This window comes from Cryobacterium sp. W22_MBD10_FK3, from assembly GCF_052113745.1.
Classification (GTDB): domain Bacteria; phylum Actinomycetota; class Actinomycetes; order Actinomycetales; family Microbacteriaceae; genus Cryobacterium.
The window spans coordinates 20610-35812 of record NZ_JBGQOH010000025.1; the positions used below are offsets into that span (position 1 = coordinate 20610).

Genomic DNA, 15203 nt, shown 5'->3' on the forward strand with positions numbered 1-15203 from the left:
CCGTGCTCGATATGAGCACCACAACGTCGCCACCGCGACTGAGCAAGCAGCCCGATGAGCGCCGCGACGAGATCGTCGACGCCACCAGGGCGCTGTTCGCCGAGCGGGGTGTCGCCAAGGTCTCCGTCACCGAGATCGCCAAGCGCGTCGGCGTCACCAGGGGCCTGATCTACCACTACTTTCCCGACCGGGACGCGTTGATCGACCTGATCTTCGAGGACCACATCACCGAATTCGTCGACGCGGTTTCCCGCTGGGACGCGGACCGGGAGACCGGCAACGTGCAGAAGGCGCTGCTGGATTGTGTGGTGATGTTCCGGCACCACCTGCGTGCCAAGGACATGTTCCGCCAGGACCTCGGCCACCCCGAGAACGCCGGGCTCTACAACCGGTTCGTGGACCGGGCCGTTCGGGCTATCGTCGACCGCCTGCGGGTGACGACGGTGGAGGCCTATGCCCGGGCGCACCACATCGAGATCGAGCACGTCGGCGAGGTCTTCTACGTGCTGGTCTACGGCCTGATCGGCCTCGTGCGCTCGACGCCGGACATCGAGGACCAGGTTCTCGTCGCCATCGTGCGGCAGACCCTGCACCTGGACGTGGGCGCCCGGCCCGGCGCCTGACCAGGCCAGCACGCAACACGGCTTTACCGCACCACCGCACCAAACCCCACAAAGAAAAATGAATAAGGAGAAACGAAGATGTTCCTGTACGAGTCAATCCCCTGGTACTCCACGCTGATGTGGGTCGCGGTTGTGGCGGGCCTCATGCTCGCCAACGAGATCGCCCGCGCCAGCAAGTGGGCCGCCCTCGTGCTGTTCATCGGACTGCCGGTGCTGCTCACCATCTTCGTCTGGCCGCACACCGCGGGCGCCGACTCGAGCACCGGCACCTGGTTCCACTGGGTCAAGGTCTACTCCGCGCTGGCCGGCTGCCTGGGCTTCATGGCCATCCGCTTCATCCCGAAGCTGCAGAAAAACAAGTACTGGCTGATGTTCCCGGCGGCGATCCTCGCGCTGAACATCTTCGAGGCCGTCATCCGTGACTTCCAGGTTTACGGCATGCAGGGCATGGTCGACGGTGTCTTCATGGTCGGCGGCCCGTGGAACATCATGAACGGCATCGCCGGTCTGCTCAACCTCCTCACCATCTGCGGCTGGGCGGGCATCATCATCAGCCGTGGCAAGAAGAAGGACATGATCTGGCCGGACATGCTCTGGTTCTGGATCATCGCGTACGACCTGTGGAACTTCGCCTATGTCTACAACGCCGTCGGTGACCACTCCTTCTACGCAGGCGCCGCCCTGCTGATCTCCTGCACCATCCCCGCGTTCTTCATCAAGAAGGGCGCCTGGCTGCAGCACCGGGCGCAGACCCTCGCGTTCTGGATGATGTTCACCATGGCCGTGCCCACCTTCGTCACCAGTTCGAAGTTCGCGGTCGAGTCCTCGCACAACCCCACCGCTTTGTTCATCGTCAGCGCGATCTCGCTGGCCGCCAACATCGCCGTGGTCGTCTACCAGGTGCGTGTCATCGTGCGCACCAAGCGCAACCCGCTGAAGGACGAGCTGTTCGTGGAGCTGCCCGCCTACCAGAAGGTGCTCGCCGACAACCGGCCGCTGGATGCCGCCCCCGGCACGAGCGCGACCCCGCCGCTGGCCGCCTCCCGCGTCTAGTCCCGCACCGCACCATCCCGCGAGAGCGGTCGTGTGGTTGCCTCGAGTCACTCGAAGCAACCACATGACCGCTCTCGCGGCAGTTGACCCAAGCGTTACAGGTTGTGTTCAGCCAGCCAGCCGAGCAGCACGCGCTGCACATCGGCGGGGCGCTCAACGTTGGGCAGGTGCGCGGTGTCGCGGAACACGCATCCGCTGGCCTGGGGCACCGTGGTGACCAGGTACTCGTATGCCGCCAGCACCTCGGACATGTCGTACTCGCCCACGGTCACCAGGGTGGGCACCTCGATGTCGACGACCCGGTCGTAGGCGGGCGGTTCGAGCGGGATCGAGACCGGGTTCTCCTCGGCGTGCACCACGTTGACCCGGTTGAGCGCGTAGGCCGCGCTGACGAACTCGGGGTCCAGGTCTTCCTCGCGGCGCAGGGGCCCGAAATCCCAGATGGCGGCCTCGAGCCGGGCCAGCTTGTGCCAGTCCTGGGCCTCGAACGCCTGGTCGATCTCGTCGAACCTGGCGTCCTCCAGCTCGGTGAGCTCGGTGTCGGGAAACCCGCCCGGCCCCGACCCGATGGTGACCAGGCCGGCCACCCGGTCGGGGTGCTCCACCGCGAGGTCGATGGCGATGGTGCCGCCGCGCGAGCAGCCGATCACGGTCGCCCGGGTCACGCCGAGATGGTCGAGCACGGCCAGGGCATCCGCCCGGTTCGAGAACTCGACATCCTCGGTGCTGGTCTGGCCGAACCCGCGGGTGTCGAACCTGATGACGTAGTGCTCGTCCGTCAGCGCGGGAATCTGGGGATCCCACATGCGAAGGTTCGCGATCCCCGCGTGGATCAGCAGCAGTGCCGGCTTGGAGGCGTGGCCATGGGCTTCGTAATACAGGCTCGCGCCCGGAACATCGAGGTGAGGCATGTGTCGAGCGTAGGGGAGCGGCGTCCGCGGCGAAAGAGCGGCGGGGCTCTTAGACCTTGGCGGCGAGGGTGCTGTCCATCGCGTCGAAGACCGCCCGCCAGCCCACAGTCGTGCCCTCGTATTCCTCGGCAGAGAGGTTGCCGCCGGTCTGGCTGAAGCGCATTTCGGTGCCGCCGTCCACGGCGGTGAGCCGCACGGTGAGCAGTTCGCGGGCATCCCCGGGCTGGAATGTCGTGGTGAGCACCAGCTTGTTCGGCCGGTCGACCTCGAGGTACTCGCCCCGCCAGTGGAACCGCATATCCGGAGCGAGAATCATGGTGGCCTTCCAGCTGCCGCCTGGGCGCGCATCCAGCGAGACGGAGTCGAGGGGCACCTCTGCCGCGCTGCCGCCCCACCAGGCCGCAAAGGTTGCCGGGGTCACCCAGGCATCGAAGACGGCTTCTGGTGGTGCCGCGAACGTACGGGTGATGTGGGAGCCGTGTGTCTCAGTCATTGGTCGTGCCTTTCTCTTCGCAAGGTGAGCTGGTCATCCAGGGCATCGAAGCTTCTGTCCCAGAACCGGCGGTAGCCGTCGATCCAGTCGGCCGCGGGGGCGAGCGTCACGGCGTTCAGCCGCGCGGGCCGCCACTGGGCGTCGCGTCCGCGGGAGATCAGTGCCGCCCGCTCGAGCACCTGCAGGTGCTTCGACACGGCCGGCAGGCTCATCTCGAACGGTGCCGCGATATCGTTCACCGTCGCCTCACCCTGCGAGAGCATTTCGAGAATAGCCCGCCGGGTGGGGTCGGAGAGTGCCGCGAAGGTTCTGCTGAGTTGATCCGTTGCCATGTACCGATAATAAACCGGTCGGCTAATTAACGACAGGGTTAAATAGCAACCTGGCTTACGCCGGGCCATAAGTGTACGTTAGAGTACAGATGTGGTCAGGGAAATGAGTCGACGCAGTGTCGAGCGAGCGGATGCCGTTCTGCAGGCGACCGTCGACCTCCTCGCCGAGGTGGGCTATTCGGTCTTGACCATCGATGCCGTGGCCGCGCGGGCGCATTCCTCCAAGGCCACCATTTACAAGAGCTGGCCCACCAAGACCGCCCTGGTCGTGGCCGTCGCGGCGCAGCTGGGCCCCGTCGCCATTCCGGTGCTCGACAAATCGCATTGCCTCACCGAATCGGTGCGCGCGATCGCCGCCGCCGCCCACAGCATCACCGTGGGACGACTCGGCCGGCTCGTGTTGGCGCTGGACGCCGCCGGCCGGTCCGACCCTGTCATCATGGCGGCCGTGCAAGAACACCTCGCCGCACCGCTGGACCGGGCGGTCAGCGCCGCGCTCGACGAACTCCAGGCCGATGGCCGGATCGACGCGCAGGCGGACACCACTCTCGCCAGCCGGGTGATCCTGTCGGTGCTGGTCGATCGTGGCCTCGCCCGCGGCGATGTCGTCTCCGACGACGACCTGAACCGCTTCGTGCGCGACTGGCTGGTGCCCGTGCTGACACCGAAACACCTCGGCACCCGCACCCCCGGGCCCACGGCCGGCCCCGGCTAACACCGCCGCCCACGCTTCCATAACCCCACGCTTCGTTCCACACCACCGGAGCGTCTCTCCTGTGCGCCGACGCGCGACCCTTCCCACCAGCAACACCGTTTGGAGCACCACCATGTCCACCTCCACTCCCACCCGCCAGGCCGCCAGGCCGGCTGCCGGCCGGCGACCCGTGCGCGGCAATCCCGGCCTGTCCCTGGCCGCCGTCTGCTTCGGCCTGTTCATGGTCGGCCTGGACGGCACCGTCGTCTCGGTCGCCAACCCCGCGATCTCCCTGCACCTGGGCACCTCGTTCACCGAACTGCAGTGGATCACCAACTCCTACCTGCTCGCCCTGGCGGTCTTCCTCATCCTCGGCGGCAAGCTCGGCGACAGGTTCGGCCGCAAGAAGATGTACCTCATCGGCGTCGCGGCCTTCGCCGTCACCTCGGTGGCCATCGGCCTGGTCGGCACCACCGAGGGCGTCATCGCCTTCCGGGCGCTGCAGGGCCTGAGTGCGGCGCTGCTGATGCCGCAAACCCTGGCCCTGTTGCGGGCCACCTTCCCGCGGGAGAAGTTCGGCATGGCCATCGGCATCTGGGGTGGCGCGTCATCCGTCGCCATCGCCGCCGGCCCGATCGTGGGCGGGGCCCTCGTGGGCACTGTCGGCTGGGAATGGGTGTTCTACATCAACGCCCCCATCGCCGTGATCGGCCTGATCCTCGGTGGCGTGGTGCTCAACGAAAACGCCGCCACCGACCGGGCCCGTTTCGATGTTGTCGGAGTGGTGCTGCTGGCCCTCGGCCTGTTCGCCGTGGTCCTGGCCGTGGTGCAGTCGGAGGCGTGGGGCTGGACCAGCCCGCTCACCCTGGGCATCCTGGCCGGCGGGATCCTCGTGATCGTGGTCTTCGTGCTCGTCGAGAACCGGGTCGCGGCTCCGCTGCTGCCCATGTCGCTCTTCCGTAACCCCACCATCACCGTGGGCGCCATGGCCGTTGCGGCCAACTTCTTCGCTCTGTTCGGGGTGACCTTCTTCCTCTCCCTGTTCCTGCTCAACTTCCGCGGCGAGGCCGGCATCGCAACCGGTGTGATGCTGCTTCCGCTGAGCGCCGTCTCGATCATCGCGTCGCCCATCGGCGCGGCCATGGTGAGCAAGTTCGGCATCCGCGTCACCATGTCGCTCGGCCTCGTGCTGGTCGGCGGCGCCCTGTTCGGCCTCACCCCGATCAGCATCGACTCGCCGTACATCGCGATGGCCGTGCCGTTCGTGGTGCTCGCACTCGGTGTCGGACTGGTGATGACCTCGGGCGCCGAGGCCATCGTCGGCAGCGCACCCGTGCAGCTCGCCGGGGTCGCCGGTGGCCTGCAGGCCACCTCCCTGCAGCTCGGTGGCGCGCTGGGCACCGCGGTGCTCGCCGCCGTCGTCTCCGCCGCAACCGCCGCAGGGCTCGGCTCCACCACCTTCGCCGGTTCCGACGCCGTGGCCCAGGGCATCATCCCCACCGGGCTCGACGCCGCGACCACAACGCTGGCCCAGAACGCCTTCACCGGTGGCCTGGCGAGCGCGTTCGTCGTGGCCGGATGTGTGGCCATCGTGATCGCCATCGCGGCCGCGGTCTTCGTGCGCAACCCCCGGCCGCATCACAGCGTCGACGAAGTCCTGCTCGAGACCGAGTCCGGCATCTCGGGCTCGTCGGCCGAGGAGTTCGTGCACTAACCCGGCCTCACGAGGGGCGGGCCACCGCCGCAGCCGGGTGCGAGCCCGGTATCGACGGTGGCCTTAGGCTCGAAGAGTGGGCGGTGTACTGGTCGGATTCTCGATCATCGGGTTTGTGATCCTGGTGGGCTATGTCGTCGAGCGCTCCGGCGTGGCCGGCGAGAGCGCCGGCCGGGTGCTCAACCGCATCGCGTTCTTCGTGGCCACCCCGGCACTGCTGTTCACCGTGCTCGCCCAGGCGGATGTGCGCGTGCTGTTCTCGGCCTTTCTCGCCACCGTGCTGTGCAGTGTGCTCGTCGGCATGATGCTGTATTTCATTCTGGCCAGGATTTTCTTTCGCAACCCGCTGCCGGAGACCGTGCTCGGCGCCACCAGCGCCACCTACGTGAACGCCAACAACATCGGCCTTCCGGTGGCCATCTACGTGCTGGGCAGCGCCCAGTACGTGGCGCCGGTGCTGCTGCTGCAGCTGCTGGTGCTCGCGCCGATCACCCTGAGCATCCTCGACGCCTCCACCCGCGGCCGGGTGTCGGTGCAGAGCATCCTCACCCAACCGCTGCGAAACCCCATGATCATCGCCTCGGTGCTCGGCGTGCTCGTGGCCGCGTTCGGCATCCCGGTGCCCGACGCCGTGATCGCGCCCCTGGACATCATCGGCGGCGCCGCCATCCCGCTGGTGCTGATGTCGTTCGGCATGTCGCTGCACGGCCAGCGGCTGCTGCAGGCCGGCACCGGGCGCAAGCAGGTGTTCACGGCCTCGGCGATCAAGGTGGTGCTGATGCCGGTGATCGCGTACCTGTTCGGCCGGTTCGTCTTCGGCCTCGTCGGCGCCGAGCTGTTCGCCGTGGTGACGGTGAGTGCCCTGCCGACCGCGCAGAACATCTTCAACTTCGCCTCCCGCTACGACCGTGGCGTGGTGGTGGCGCGTGACACCGTGCTGGTCACCACGATCGCGGCGGTGCCGGCACTGGTGATCGTGGCCGCACTGCTCGCCTGAGCTGCGGGCGGGTCAGGCCGTTTTGCGGGGCGCCTTCTGCAGCCAGGGCCGCAGCCGTCTGGTGATGAACGGCATCACCAGGTAGGTCATGGTGGGTGCCATCACGAAGGTGGTCAGCAGAATCCGCAGCACCGTCGGGATGTCGTTCCAGTGCGGATCCACCCCGGTGATCAGGTAGGTGAAGATCACGTTCAGCGGAAAGAAGCCCAGCCCGATGGCCACGGCCTGCTTCCAGCGCGGCGGCTGGATCAGCGCGGACGGCCCCGCGTTCTCCTGGGACTCATCGAACCAGCCCTCGATGCCGGTGCGGCGCACCACGTGCGACTCGAGCACGAGGCCCTCGCCCTCGTGCAGCCAGCTGGTACGGGCGATCGAGTGCTCCCAGGCATCCAGTGAGGCCGCATCCTTGAACTTGTAGAGCATGTGCCAGTGCGCCGAACCGGCGTGCGCGCGCACCCAGCCGGAGCCGAGGAAGCCGGGATACTCGTTGGCCAGGTCCATCCCGGTCTGCACCCAATGGGTGGCCTCGTCGAAGCGGTCCGGGTCGACGCGGCGGCGGATGGATACGGTGACGGGCACGTCGGCGGGCGCTTGTGGCGTGCTTTCGTTTCCGGATTCAGCAGGAGACATTCGTCAAGTATGGGCGACGCCGGGTTGGGACAGGCTCAACCAGCGGGCCGCTAGAAGATCATCGGGCGGTCGTCATCCTCGTCCTCGGTCTCGATGTCCACCAGCACCGGCACGTGGTCGCTGGGCGCGTCGCCCTTGCGCTCGTTGCGGTGGATGCTCGCATCCGTCACGAGCTCACCGAATGCGGGCGAACCGAGGATGAAGTCGATCCGCAGGCCCTCGTTGCGCGGAAACTTGAGCGCCTTGTAGTCCCAGTAGGTGAAGCCGTCCGGCACGATCGGGCGCACCACGTCGGTGAAACCTGCCGCCGCGAACGCCTCGAACGCGCTGCGCTCTGCCGGTGAGATGTGGGTGGAGACGCCGGGCACCAGGCTGGGGTCGCCCACGTCGGAGTCCAACGGCGCCACGTTCCAGTCGCCCATCAGCGCCATCGCCAGCCGAGGGTTTTTGGCCAGCTCGTCGGCGGCGTGGGTCTTGAGGCGGGTCAGCCAGTCCAGCTTGTAGACGTAGTGCGGGTCGTCGAGGGTGCGGCCGTTGGGCACGTACAGGCTCCACAGCCGCATCTCGTTCACGGTCACACCGAGCGCGCGCGCCTCCAGCGGCAGGCCGGGGCCCTCTTCGCCCTTGAGGAAGCCGGGCATCTCGGGGAACGCGGTGGCCACATCCGTCATCTCGTGGCGGCTCGCGAACGCCACACCGTTCCACTGGCTGAGGCCGTGGATGGCGAGCTCGTAGCCGGCGTCCTCGAAGGCCTGGGCCGGGAACTGCTCGGGCTTGCACTTGATCTCCTGCATGGCGAGCACGTCGATGTCCTCCCGCACCATCCAGTCGACCACCCGGTCGACGCGGGCACGGATGGAGTTGACGTTCCAGGTGGCGATGCGCATGCCTCCAGCCTATTTGCCGCAGGTCCCTGAGAAACCTCGCCGACACACGTCAGTGGCAGGATGGCTCCATGTCGGAATTGCAGATCGGTTACGCGGCCATGTTGGAACAGTTCGCCCCCGCCGAGGCGGTGGCGCTCTCGGCCTACGCGGAGGAACACGGTTTCTCCGGGGTGATGGCGGCCGACCACTTCCAGCCGTGGGTGCCCGCCCAGGGCGAATCCTCGTTCGTGTGGAGCGTGCTCGCCGCGATCGGTGAGCGCACCAAGGGCGACATGGGCCCTGGCGTCACCGCACCCACCTTCCGCTGGCACCCCGCGATGGTGGCGCAGGCCTCCGCCACGCTCGCCTCGATGTACCCGGGCCGGCACTGGCTGGGCCTGGGCTCCGGTGAAGCGCTGAACGAGCACATCGTCGGCGGCTACTGGCCGGAGGCGCCCGAGCGCATCAACCGCATGTTCGAGGCCATCGAGATCATCTCGAAGCTGTTCACCGCATCCATCGCCGGCAAGGACGTCAAGCACTCCGGCCAGTTCTTCAAGCTCGAGTCCACCCGGCTGTGGACCATGCCCGAGGTCGCGCCCGAGATCCTCGTCGCCACCGCCGGTCCGGTCACCGCCAAACGCGCCGGCCGGCACGCCGACGGCCTCATCACGGTCGGCGCCCCGCTGGAGAAGATCTCGATGCTGTTCGGCAAGTTCGACGACGGCGCCCGCGAGGCCGGCAAGGACCCGTCGACCATGCCCAAGGTGCTGCAGCTGCACATGAGCTGGGCAGAGACCGACGAGGAGGCCATGGCCAACGCGCTGCACGAGTGGCCCAACGGCGGCATGAAGTTCCCCAAGGGCGACATCCGCTCGCCTTTCGAGTTCGAGCAGATGGCCAAGCTCGTGCGCCCGGAGGACTTCGAGGGCCGCATGATCATCTCCGCCGACCCCGACGACCACCGCGCCTACATCCAGAAGTTCGTCGACCTCGGCTTCGACAAGATCTACCTGCACAACGTGGGCCGCAACCAGCGCCAGTGGATCGACGTGTTCGGCCGCGACGTGCTGCCGAAGCTCGCCCGGTAGCGGTGGCCGTGTCTGAGCCGGCCGGGCCGGGAGCCGACTCGCGGCTCGAGGTGTTCGTGCTGCCCGGCATCGGTGAGATCCGGGCCGGGGACGACCTGGCCGCGATCATCCTGGCCGCCGCCGGGCCGGATGCTTCGCTGCTGGCCGACGGTGACATCCTGGCCGTGACCAGCAAGATCGTCTCGAAGGCCGAGGGGCGCCAGGTGGCCGCCACCGATCGGGAGCAGGCGATCACCGACGAGACAGTGCGCGTCGTCGCGACCCGCACGCATCCGGGCGGGGTCACCCGCATTGTCGAGAACCGGCAGGGCCTGGTGATGGCCGCCGCCGGCGTCGACGCCAGCAACGTTGAACACGGCACGGTGTTGCTGCTGCCCGTCGACCCGGATGCCTCCGCCCGCGCACTCTGCACCGCCCTCCGTGCGGCCACCGGCCTGCACCTCGGGGTGCTGATCACCGACACCGTGGGCCGCCCGTGGCGCGACGGCCAGACCGACATCGCCATCGGCGCCGCCGGTGTGGCCGTGCTCGACGACCTGCGCGGCACGGCGGATGCGCACGGCCGCCGCCTCGACGTCACCGTCGCCGCGGTCGCCGACGAGATCGCCGGCGCCGCCGACCTCATCAAGGGCAAGACCAGTGGCAACCCCGTTGCCGTGGTGCGCGGCCTCGGCCAGCTGATCGCGCCGATCGGCACGGATGCCGACACCCGGGGCGCCCGAGGCGCCCGTCGCCTGCTCCGCGACAGCGCGAACGACATGTTCCGGGTCGGCAGCGCCGAGGCGTACGCCGAGGGGTATGCCGCGGGGCTCGCTGCTGCTGCTGCTGCTGCTTCCTCTCCTGCTGCTGCTTCCTCCCCAGAGGCCGATGCTGCCGAGAGGGCAGTTGGGGCCAGTGCTGAGCCGCCAGAGGCACCTCAAGTGTCTTCTCGCGGGGTTGCTCTCGCTGGCGATGCTGCCGAGGGGGCAGGTGGGGCCAGTGCTGAGCGGCCAGAGGCACCTCAAGTGTCTTCTCGCGGGGTTGCTCTCGCTGGCGATGCTGCCGAGGGGGCAGGTGGGACCAGTGCTGAGCGGCCAGAGGCACCTCAAGTGTCTTCTCGCGGGGTTGCTCCCGCTGGCGATGCTGCCGAGGGGGCAGGTGGGACCAGTGCTGAGTTGCCAGAGGCATCTCAAGTGTCTTCTCGCGGGGTTGCTCTCGCTGGCGATGCTGCCGAGGGGGCAGGTGGGGCCAGTGCTGAGTTGCCAGAGGCACCTCACGTGACTTCTCGCGGAACCGCATCGGCGTGAGTTGGGTCTGCGTGGTGCCGGTCAAGGGCAGCGCCGCGGCCAAGAGCCGGCTGGGGGAGTTGCCCGAGACGTTCCCCGCCCGCGGGCAGCTGGCCGAGGCGTTCGCCCTCGACACCGTGGCGGCGCTGCTCGCCGCGGAGGGCGTGTTGCAGGTGCTCGTGGTCACGGCCGACCCTGCCGCTGCGGCTCCGCTCGCCGCCATCGGCGCCCGGATCGTGCCAGAGGTGCGCGAGACCGCAGAGCTTCCCGAGACGGCCGGGGTGCCAGCGAGGGCCGAGGTGCGCGAGACGGCCGGGGTGCCAGAGACGGCCGGGGTGCCAGCGAGGGCCGAGGTGCGCGAGACAGCCGGGGTGCCAGCGACGGCCGGGGTGCCAGCGACGGCCGAGGTGCCCGGGGTGCCTGAGCGATCTGCGCAGGCTGCGCGGGCCGCCCAGGCGGGGGCGGATGGGGCCCCTCGCGACCCGCTCAACGCGGCGATTGCCGAGGGCATCCGAGTGGCACACGAGGAGTACCCCCGCTGTGACCTGGCGGTGCTCACCGGTGACCTGCCCGCCCTCACCGCCGCAGCCGTCGAGGTGGCCCTCACCGCCGCATCCGGCCACGACCGCAGCATGGTCGCAGACGAGGAGGGCACCGGCACCACCGCGCTGCTCGCCCGAGCCGGTCTGAGCATCACGCCCCGGTTCGGGCCCGGATCGCGGGCCGCGCACGAGGGCGCCGGCCACGTGCCGCTCGACCTGCCGGTCACCGCGTCGATCCGCCGGGATGTCGACACTGTCGACAATCTCGCCGAGGTGCTGCGCCGAGGGGTCGGGACTCACACCAGCGCCCTCATCGCCCGCTCCCAGCTGGGCGCGGAGGGCACCGGTGGTGGCCCCGCGCTCCGGCTCTGACAATCGTGCAGGGGGCTTGGGAATGCGTGCAGCCGGGACCCGATTCATTTTGATAGCGTTTTCAGAGCGGTTCTGATAACGTTTTCACACGCACCGAGGGCCACACAATGGCCTCCGTTCCCCGTCATCGATCACGAAGAAGTGAGGTTGCTGCACAGCTCAATCGCCCTCCACGCAGGGCTACCGGCTAGGAAACGTCCGGTCAGCGTGAATCCCCACCACAGCCTCTGACTCCGCCTCGGCGTCCCTGCCGGAACCGCCTCGGAGACGAACCCGCCCCTTCCCACCTCCGGTCGCCTACCCGGGCAGCCAGGAGGTCATTCGGCGCGCCAGCGAGACGCCCCGAATCTCCCGCACCTCCCCGCACCATCCCGCACCCTTCAGAAGGACAACGAAGACCCCATGAAAGCATCGACATTCGCCAAGGCCGTCACCATGGCCGCCGCCGCCAGCCTCATCTTCACCGGTTGCGCCACCGGCGGCGGCGGAGGCAACAGCGCCACCGACGGCAAGGCCGTCTGGAACGACCCCACCGCATCCCTGGAGGGAGTGACCCTCACCTTCGGTGGCGGCACCGTTGCCGACCCCGGCCTCACCCAGGTGATGGACGCCTTCACCGAGGCCACCGGCGCCAAGTTCGACAGGATCGCATACCCCGACCCGTACGAGCAGAGCCTGCTCACCAAGGTCGCCGTCGGTGACATGCCCGACCTGGCCGCCTGGCAGCCCACGACCAGCCAGCTCACCACCCTGCAGCCGTCCAAGAACCTGCTCTCCCTCGACGACGCTCCGTGGCTCGACGACCTCGACCCCGCGGTGAAGGACGTCACCGGTTTCATCGGCGACACCCGCTACGCAGCATTGGTGACGTCACCGTCGGTGATGGGCGTCTACTACAACAAGGCCCTCTTCGCCCAGTACGGCATCACCGAAGAGCCGGCCAACTGGGACGAGTTCATCGCCGACGCCCAGTCCATCAAGGACCAGGGCGGCGTGCCGTTCTATGAAGCCGGCGGTGACCAGTGGCCCACCCAGTGGTGGCCGCAGGTGCAGCTCGCCGAGGCCGCGCAGGACGGGCTCTGGGAGCGAGTGAACACCAACGAGGAACAGTTCACGAGCCCGACGATCCTGGACACCATCACCGAGTACCAGTCTCTGGTCGAAGCCGGACTCTTCAACGCCGATATCAAGACCGGCACCGTGATTGACCAGGCGAACGCCGTACTCACCGGCGAGACCGCCATGGCCGTCCAGGTCAACGCCCTCCTGCTGCAGATGCAGTCGGTCTCAGACACCGAGACCATCGACGCGAACGTCGGCTGGTTCCCGATTTCCCAGAACGGCAACGTCGCCACGTCGATCCCCGACAACAAGAACGGTGTGGTCGCCTTCCGCACCGGCGACGCCAAGCAGGAGGCCGCCGCCGCACAATTCCTGAACTTCTGGATGACCACCGGCTACGCCGACTACATCGAAGCGGCCAACGCCGTCTCGATCAAGCCTGACGTCGAAAGCCCCTCCGGCGTTCCGGCAGTCGCCAAGCTGATCTCCTCGTCGCTGGGCACCTCCGTGGGCTCGATGCAGTCACAAGCCGTCGCCAACCCCGACCTCTACATCAACCTCGCGAACATGCTCCAGGGCACCCAGACCCCCGAGCAGGTAGCGGATGCGACGCAGAAGCAGTTCGCCCAGCTGGCCCAGGCCCAGGGAATCGACGGGTTCTAACCGCGTCACGACGGGCGGCGGAGCGACCAGCTCCGCCGCCCGCTCCGCCCACCAATCGAAAGTGTGAATCCCATGACTGTCCTCAAAGACACACCGGGGCCAGGTTCGCTTCGCGGCAAGCGCCAGGGCGGCTCCACCCGTCGTGACTACCGGCGAATCGGGGTGCCCGGCCCCGGCGGCCGCGGCATCAACGCGGAACGCAGCGCGTACCCCTCCTGGTTCCTCTGGCCCGCGTTCGCGATCCTCGCCGTCTTCTTCCTGCTGCCCACAGTGCTCAACTTCGTCTACGCGTTCACGAACTGGTCCGCGTACCACGACGGTGTCGACTTCGTCGGCTGGCAGAACTTCGAATCGCTGTTCACCAACGGTGACGTGCTGATCGCCCTGCGCACCACCCTCATCTGGGCCGTGCTGGTGGCCCTGCTGCAGAACGTGTTCGGTTTTGCGCTCGCCCTGTTCTTCGAACGCGACACCCGCATCAACCGCGCCAGCCGGGCGATCTTCTTCATTCCGGTGCTGATCTCCCCGCTGGCGATCGGTTACATCTTCCAGGCGCTGCTGAAGCCGGAGGGCGCGCTCAACGGCATCCTCGGCGGTGTGCTCGGCCAGACCGTGACCATCGCCTGGCTGGGCGACACCACCTGGACGATCCTCGTGGTCTCCATCGTGCAGTCCTGGAAGTGGATGGGGCTGAGCATGCTGATCTACCTCGCCGGTCTCAAATCGATCCCCGACGACGTGCTCGAGGCGGCCAAGATCGACGGGGCCGGCTGGTGGCGCACCCTGCGCAGCGTCAGGTTCCCCCTGCTCGCCCCGGCCGTGACGTTCAACGTCGCCACCGCCCTGCTCGGCTCGATGAACGGTTTCGACACCGTGCAGGCCACCACCAAGGGCGGCCCGGCGCAGACCACCGAGGTACTCAATATCTTCATCTACCGCACCTTCGGACAGGGGCTCTACGCCCAGGCCACCACCATGAGCCTGATCCTCTTCCTGGTCGTCATCCTGCTCGCATTCCCCATCATCTGGGCGCTGCGACGGAGAGAGAAGCAGCTCCTATGAACGCCAAACGCCTGACCCGTGGCATCCAGCCGGTCCTCGCCGTCCTGGCCTGTGTCCTGATCATCGGTATTCCGCTCTACCTCCTGGTGATCACGTCGTTCAAGAGCGACGCCGAGGCGCAGGTGCCCGACCTGAGCCTGCCCACCACCTGGCACATCTGGGAGAACTACGGCCGGGCGATCACCGATGGCGACGTGCTCGGCGGCCTGCTCGGCAGCCTGCTCGTGACCGTACCCAGCGTCTTCGGCGTGCTGATTCTCGGCTCCGCGGCCTCCTGGGTGCTCGCCCGCCGCACCTCCAAGCTGATGGGGCTGCTCTACTCGGTCGGCATCAGCGGCATCATCCTGCCGCCCGCCGTGGTCACCATGGTGCTCACGCTGCAGTCGCTCGGCCTCGACGGCACGGCGCTGGGCATGATCGGTGTCTACATGGGCATGTTCATGGCCACGGCGATCTTCTTCACCACCGGCTTCGTGCGCAACATTCCGGTCGAGCTCGAGGAAGCCGCCCGCATCGACGGCGCCTCGCCGTTCAAGGTGTACGTGCGCATTGTGCTTCCCCTGCTGCGACCCGTCATCGCCACCGCCGCCATCCTGGTGACGCTGTCGGTCTGGAACGAGGTGTTCTACGCCTTCTTCGTGCTGAGCGGTGGCGCGGCATCCACCCTGCCGCTGAACCTGTTCAACGTCGCGTCCCAGTCCGAGTACGTCAAGAACTGGAACCTGATCTTCGCCTACGTGGTTCTGATGAGCATCCCGATGGTGGTCACCTTCATCATCGCCCAGCGGCGCATCGTGGCCGGCGTCACCGCCGGCGCTGTCAAGTAACCCCGC

General features: G+C 67.8%; 15 protein-coding genes and 1 pseudogene. 11 read left to right on the top strand and 5 right to left on the bottom strand.

The window, feature by feature from the left end:
• The first annotated feature begins 11 nt into the window (after positions 1-11).
• Together ACEN2M_RS16845 and ACEN2M_RS16850 are read left to right on the top strand one after the other, a co-directional pair.
• Entirely contained in the window at positions 12-623 is a 612-nt protein-coding gene (locus tag ACEN2M_RS16845; RefSeq protein ID WP_441649298.1) for a TetR/AcrR family transcriptional regulator, read from the top strand.
• A gap of 78 nt (positions 624-701) precedes the next feature.
• Complete coding sequence (locus tag ACEN2M_RS16850) at positions 702-1676, top strand: DUF5692 family protein (RefSeq protein ID WP_441649299.1); 975 nt, start codon at positions 702-704, stop codon at positions 1674-1676.
• Positions 1677-1771: 95 nt separating this feature from the next.
• Here ACEN2M_RS16850 and ACEN2M_RS16855 read toward each other — a convergent pair whose 3' ends face one another.
• From ACEN2M_RS16855 to ACEN2M_RS16865, 3 genes are read right to left on the bottom strand one after another with little or no spacing between them, the layout of a single operon-like run.
• Positions 1772-2587 carry an alpha/beta fold hydrolase gene (locus ACEN2M_RS16855; RefSeq protein ID WP_441649300.1) on the bottom strand — a complete coding sequence of 272 codons (816 nt, stop codon included), beginning with the start codon at positions 2585-2587 and terminating at the stop codon, positions 1772-1774.
• A 49-nt stretch (positions 2588-2636) separates the two neighbouring features.
• Entirely contained in the window at positions 2637-3080 is a 444-nt protein-coding gene (locus ACEN2M_RS16860; RefSeq protein WP_441649301.1) for an SRPBCC family protein, read from the bottom strand.
• The gene (locus ACEN2M_RS16865; RefSeq protein ID WP_441649302.1) at positions 3077-3412 is read right to left on the bottom strand and encodes an ArsR/SmtB family transcription factor; all 336 of its coding nucleotides are present in this window, start codon (positions 3410-3412) and stop codon (positions 3077-3079) included. The genes ACEN2M_RS16860 and ACEN2M_RS16865 overlap by 4 nt, the downstream gene beginning before the upstream one ends.
• A 103-nt stretch (positions 3413-3515) precedes the next feature.
• Here ACEN2M_RS16865 and ACEN2M_RS16870 point away from each other — a divergent pair, with 103 nt between their 5' ends.
• The 3 genes from ACEN2M_RS16870 to ACEN2M_RS16880 all read left to right on the top strand — a co-directional run bounded on the left by ACEN2M_RS16870 (position 3516) and on the right by ACEN2M_RS16880 (position 6817).
• Positions 3516-4127, top strand: a complete 612-nt coding sequence (locus tag ACEN2M_RS16870; RefSeq protein WP_441649303.1) for a TetR/AcrR family transcriptional regulator — start codon at positions 3516-3518, stop codon at positions 4125-4127.
• A gap of 112 nt (positions 4128-4239) precedes the next feature.
• Entirely contained in the window at positions 4240-5820 is a 1581-nt protein-coding gene (locus tag ACEN2M_RS16875) for an MFS transporter (protein ID WP_441649304.1), read from the top strand.
• A 76-nt stretch (positions 5821-5896) separates the two neighbouring features.
• Entirely contained in the window at positions 5897-6817 is a 921-nt protein-coding gene (locus ACEN2M_RS16880) for an AEC family transporter (RefSeq protein ID WP_441649305.1), read from the top strand.
• Between the two features lie 12 nt (positions 6818-6829).
• On the opposite strand, the gene ACEN2M_RS16885 is transcribed toward ACEN2M_RS16880, so the two are convergent.
• Together ACEN2M_RS16885 and ACEN2M_RS16890 are read right to left on the bottom strand one after the other, a co-directional pair.
• Positions 6830-7447 (bottom strand): antibiotic biosynthesis monooxygenase, encoded by a 618-nt coding sequence (locus ACEN2M_RS16885; protein ID WP_441649306.1) that lies wholly within the window; start codon positions 7445-7447, stop codon positions 6830-6832.
• A 50-nt stretch (positions 7448-7497) separates the two neighbouring features.
• The gene (locus ACEN2M_RS16890; RefSeq protein ID WP_441649307.1) at positions 7498-8334 is read right to left on the bottom strand and encodes an exodeoxyribonuclease III; all 837 of its coding nucleotides are present in this window, start codon (positions 8332-8334) and stop codon (positions 7498-7500) included.
• Positions 8335-8402: 68 nt separating this feature from the next.
• On the opposite strand from ACEN2M_RS16890, the gene ACEN2M_RS16895 reads away from it, so the two are divergent.
• The 6 genes and pseudogenes from ACEN2M_RS16895 to ACEN2M_RS16920 all read left to right on the top strand — a co-directional run bounded on the left by ACEN2M_RS16895 (position 8403) and on the right by ACEN2M_RS16920 (position 15197).
• The gene (locus ACEN2M_RS16895) at positions 8403-9404 is read left to right on the top strand and encodes a TIGR03557 family F420-dependent LLM class oxidoreductase (protein WP_088457473.1); all 1002 of its coding nucleotides are present in this window, start codon (positions 8403-8405) and stop codon (positions 9402-9404) included.
• 8 nt (positions 9405-9412) lie between these two features.
• Positions 9413-10228, top strand: a pseudogene (locus ACEN2M_RS16900) (coenzyme F420-0:L-glutamate ligase); the annotation flags it as partial.
• A gap of 458 nt (positions 10229-10686) precedes the next feature.
• Positions 10687-11583, top strand: coding sequence for a hypothetical protein (locus ACEN2M_RS16905; protein WP_441649308.1), 897 nt, complete (start codon positions 10687-10689; stop codon positions 11581-11583).
• Positions 11584-11985: 402 nt separating this feature from the next.
• Entirely contained in the window at positions 11986-13308 is a 1323-nt protein-coding gene (locus ACEN2M_RS16910; protein WP_441649309.1) for an ABC transporter substrate-binding protein, read from the top strand.
• Between the two features lie 72 nt (positions 13309-13380).
• A complete protein-coding gene (locus ACEN2M_RS16915) occupies positions 13381-14370 on the top strand; it encodes a carbohydrate ABC transporter permease (protein ID WP_441649310.1) in 990 nt (329 codons plus the stop codon).
• Positions 14367-15197 carry a carbohydrate ABC transporter permease gene (locus ACEN2M_RS16920; RefSeq protein ID WP_441649311.1) on the top strand — a complete coding sequence of 277 codons (831 nt, stop codon included), beginning with the start codon at positions 14367-14369 and terminating at the stop codon, positions 15195-15197. Before ACEN2M_RS16915 ends, ACEN2M_RS16920 begins: the two co-directional genes overlap by 4 nt.
• Positions 15198-15203: the final 6 nt, after the last annotated feature.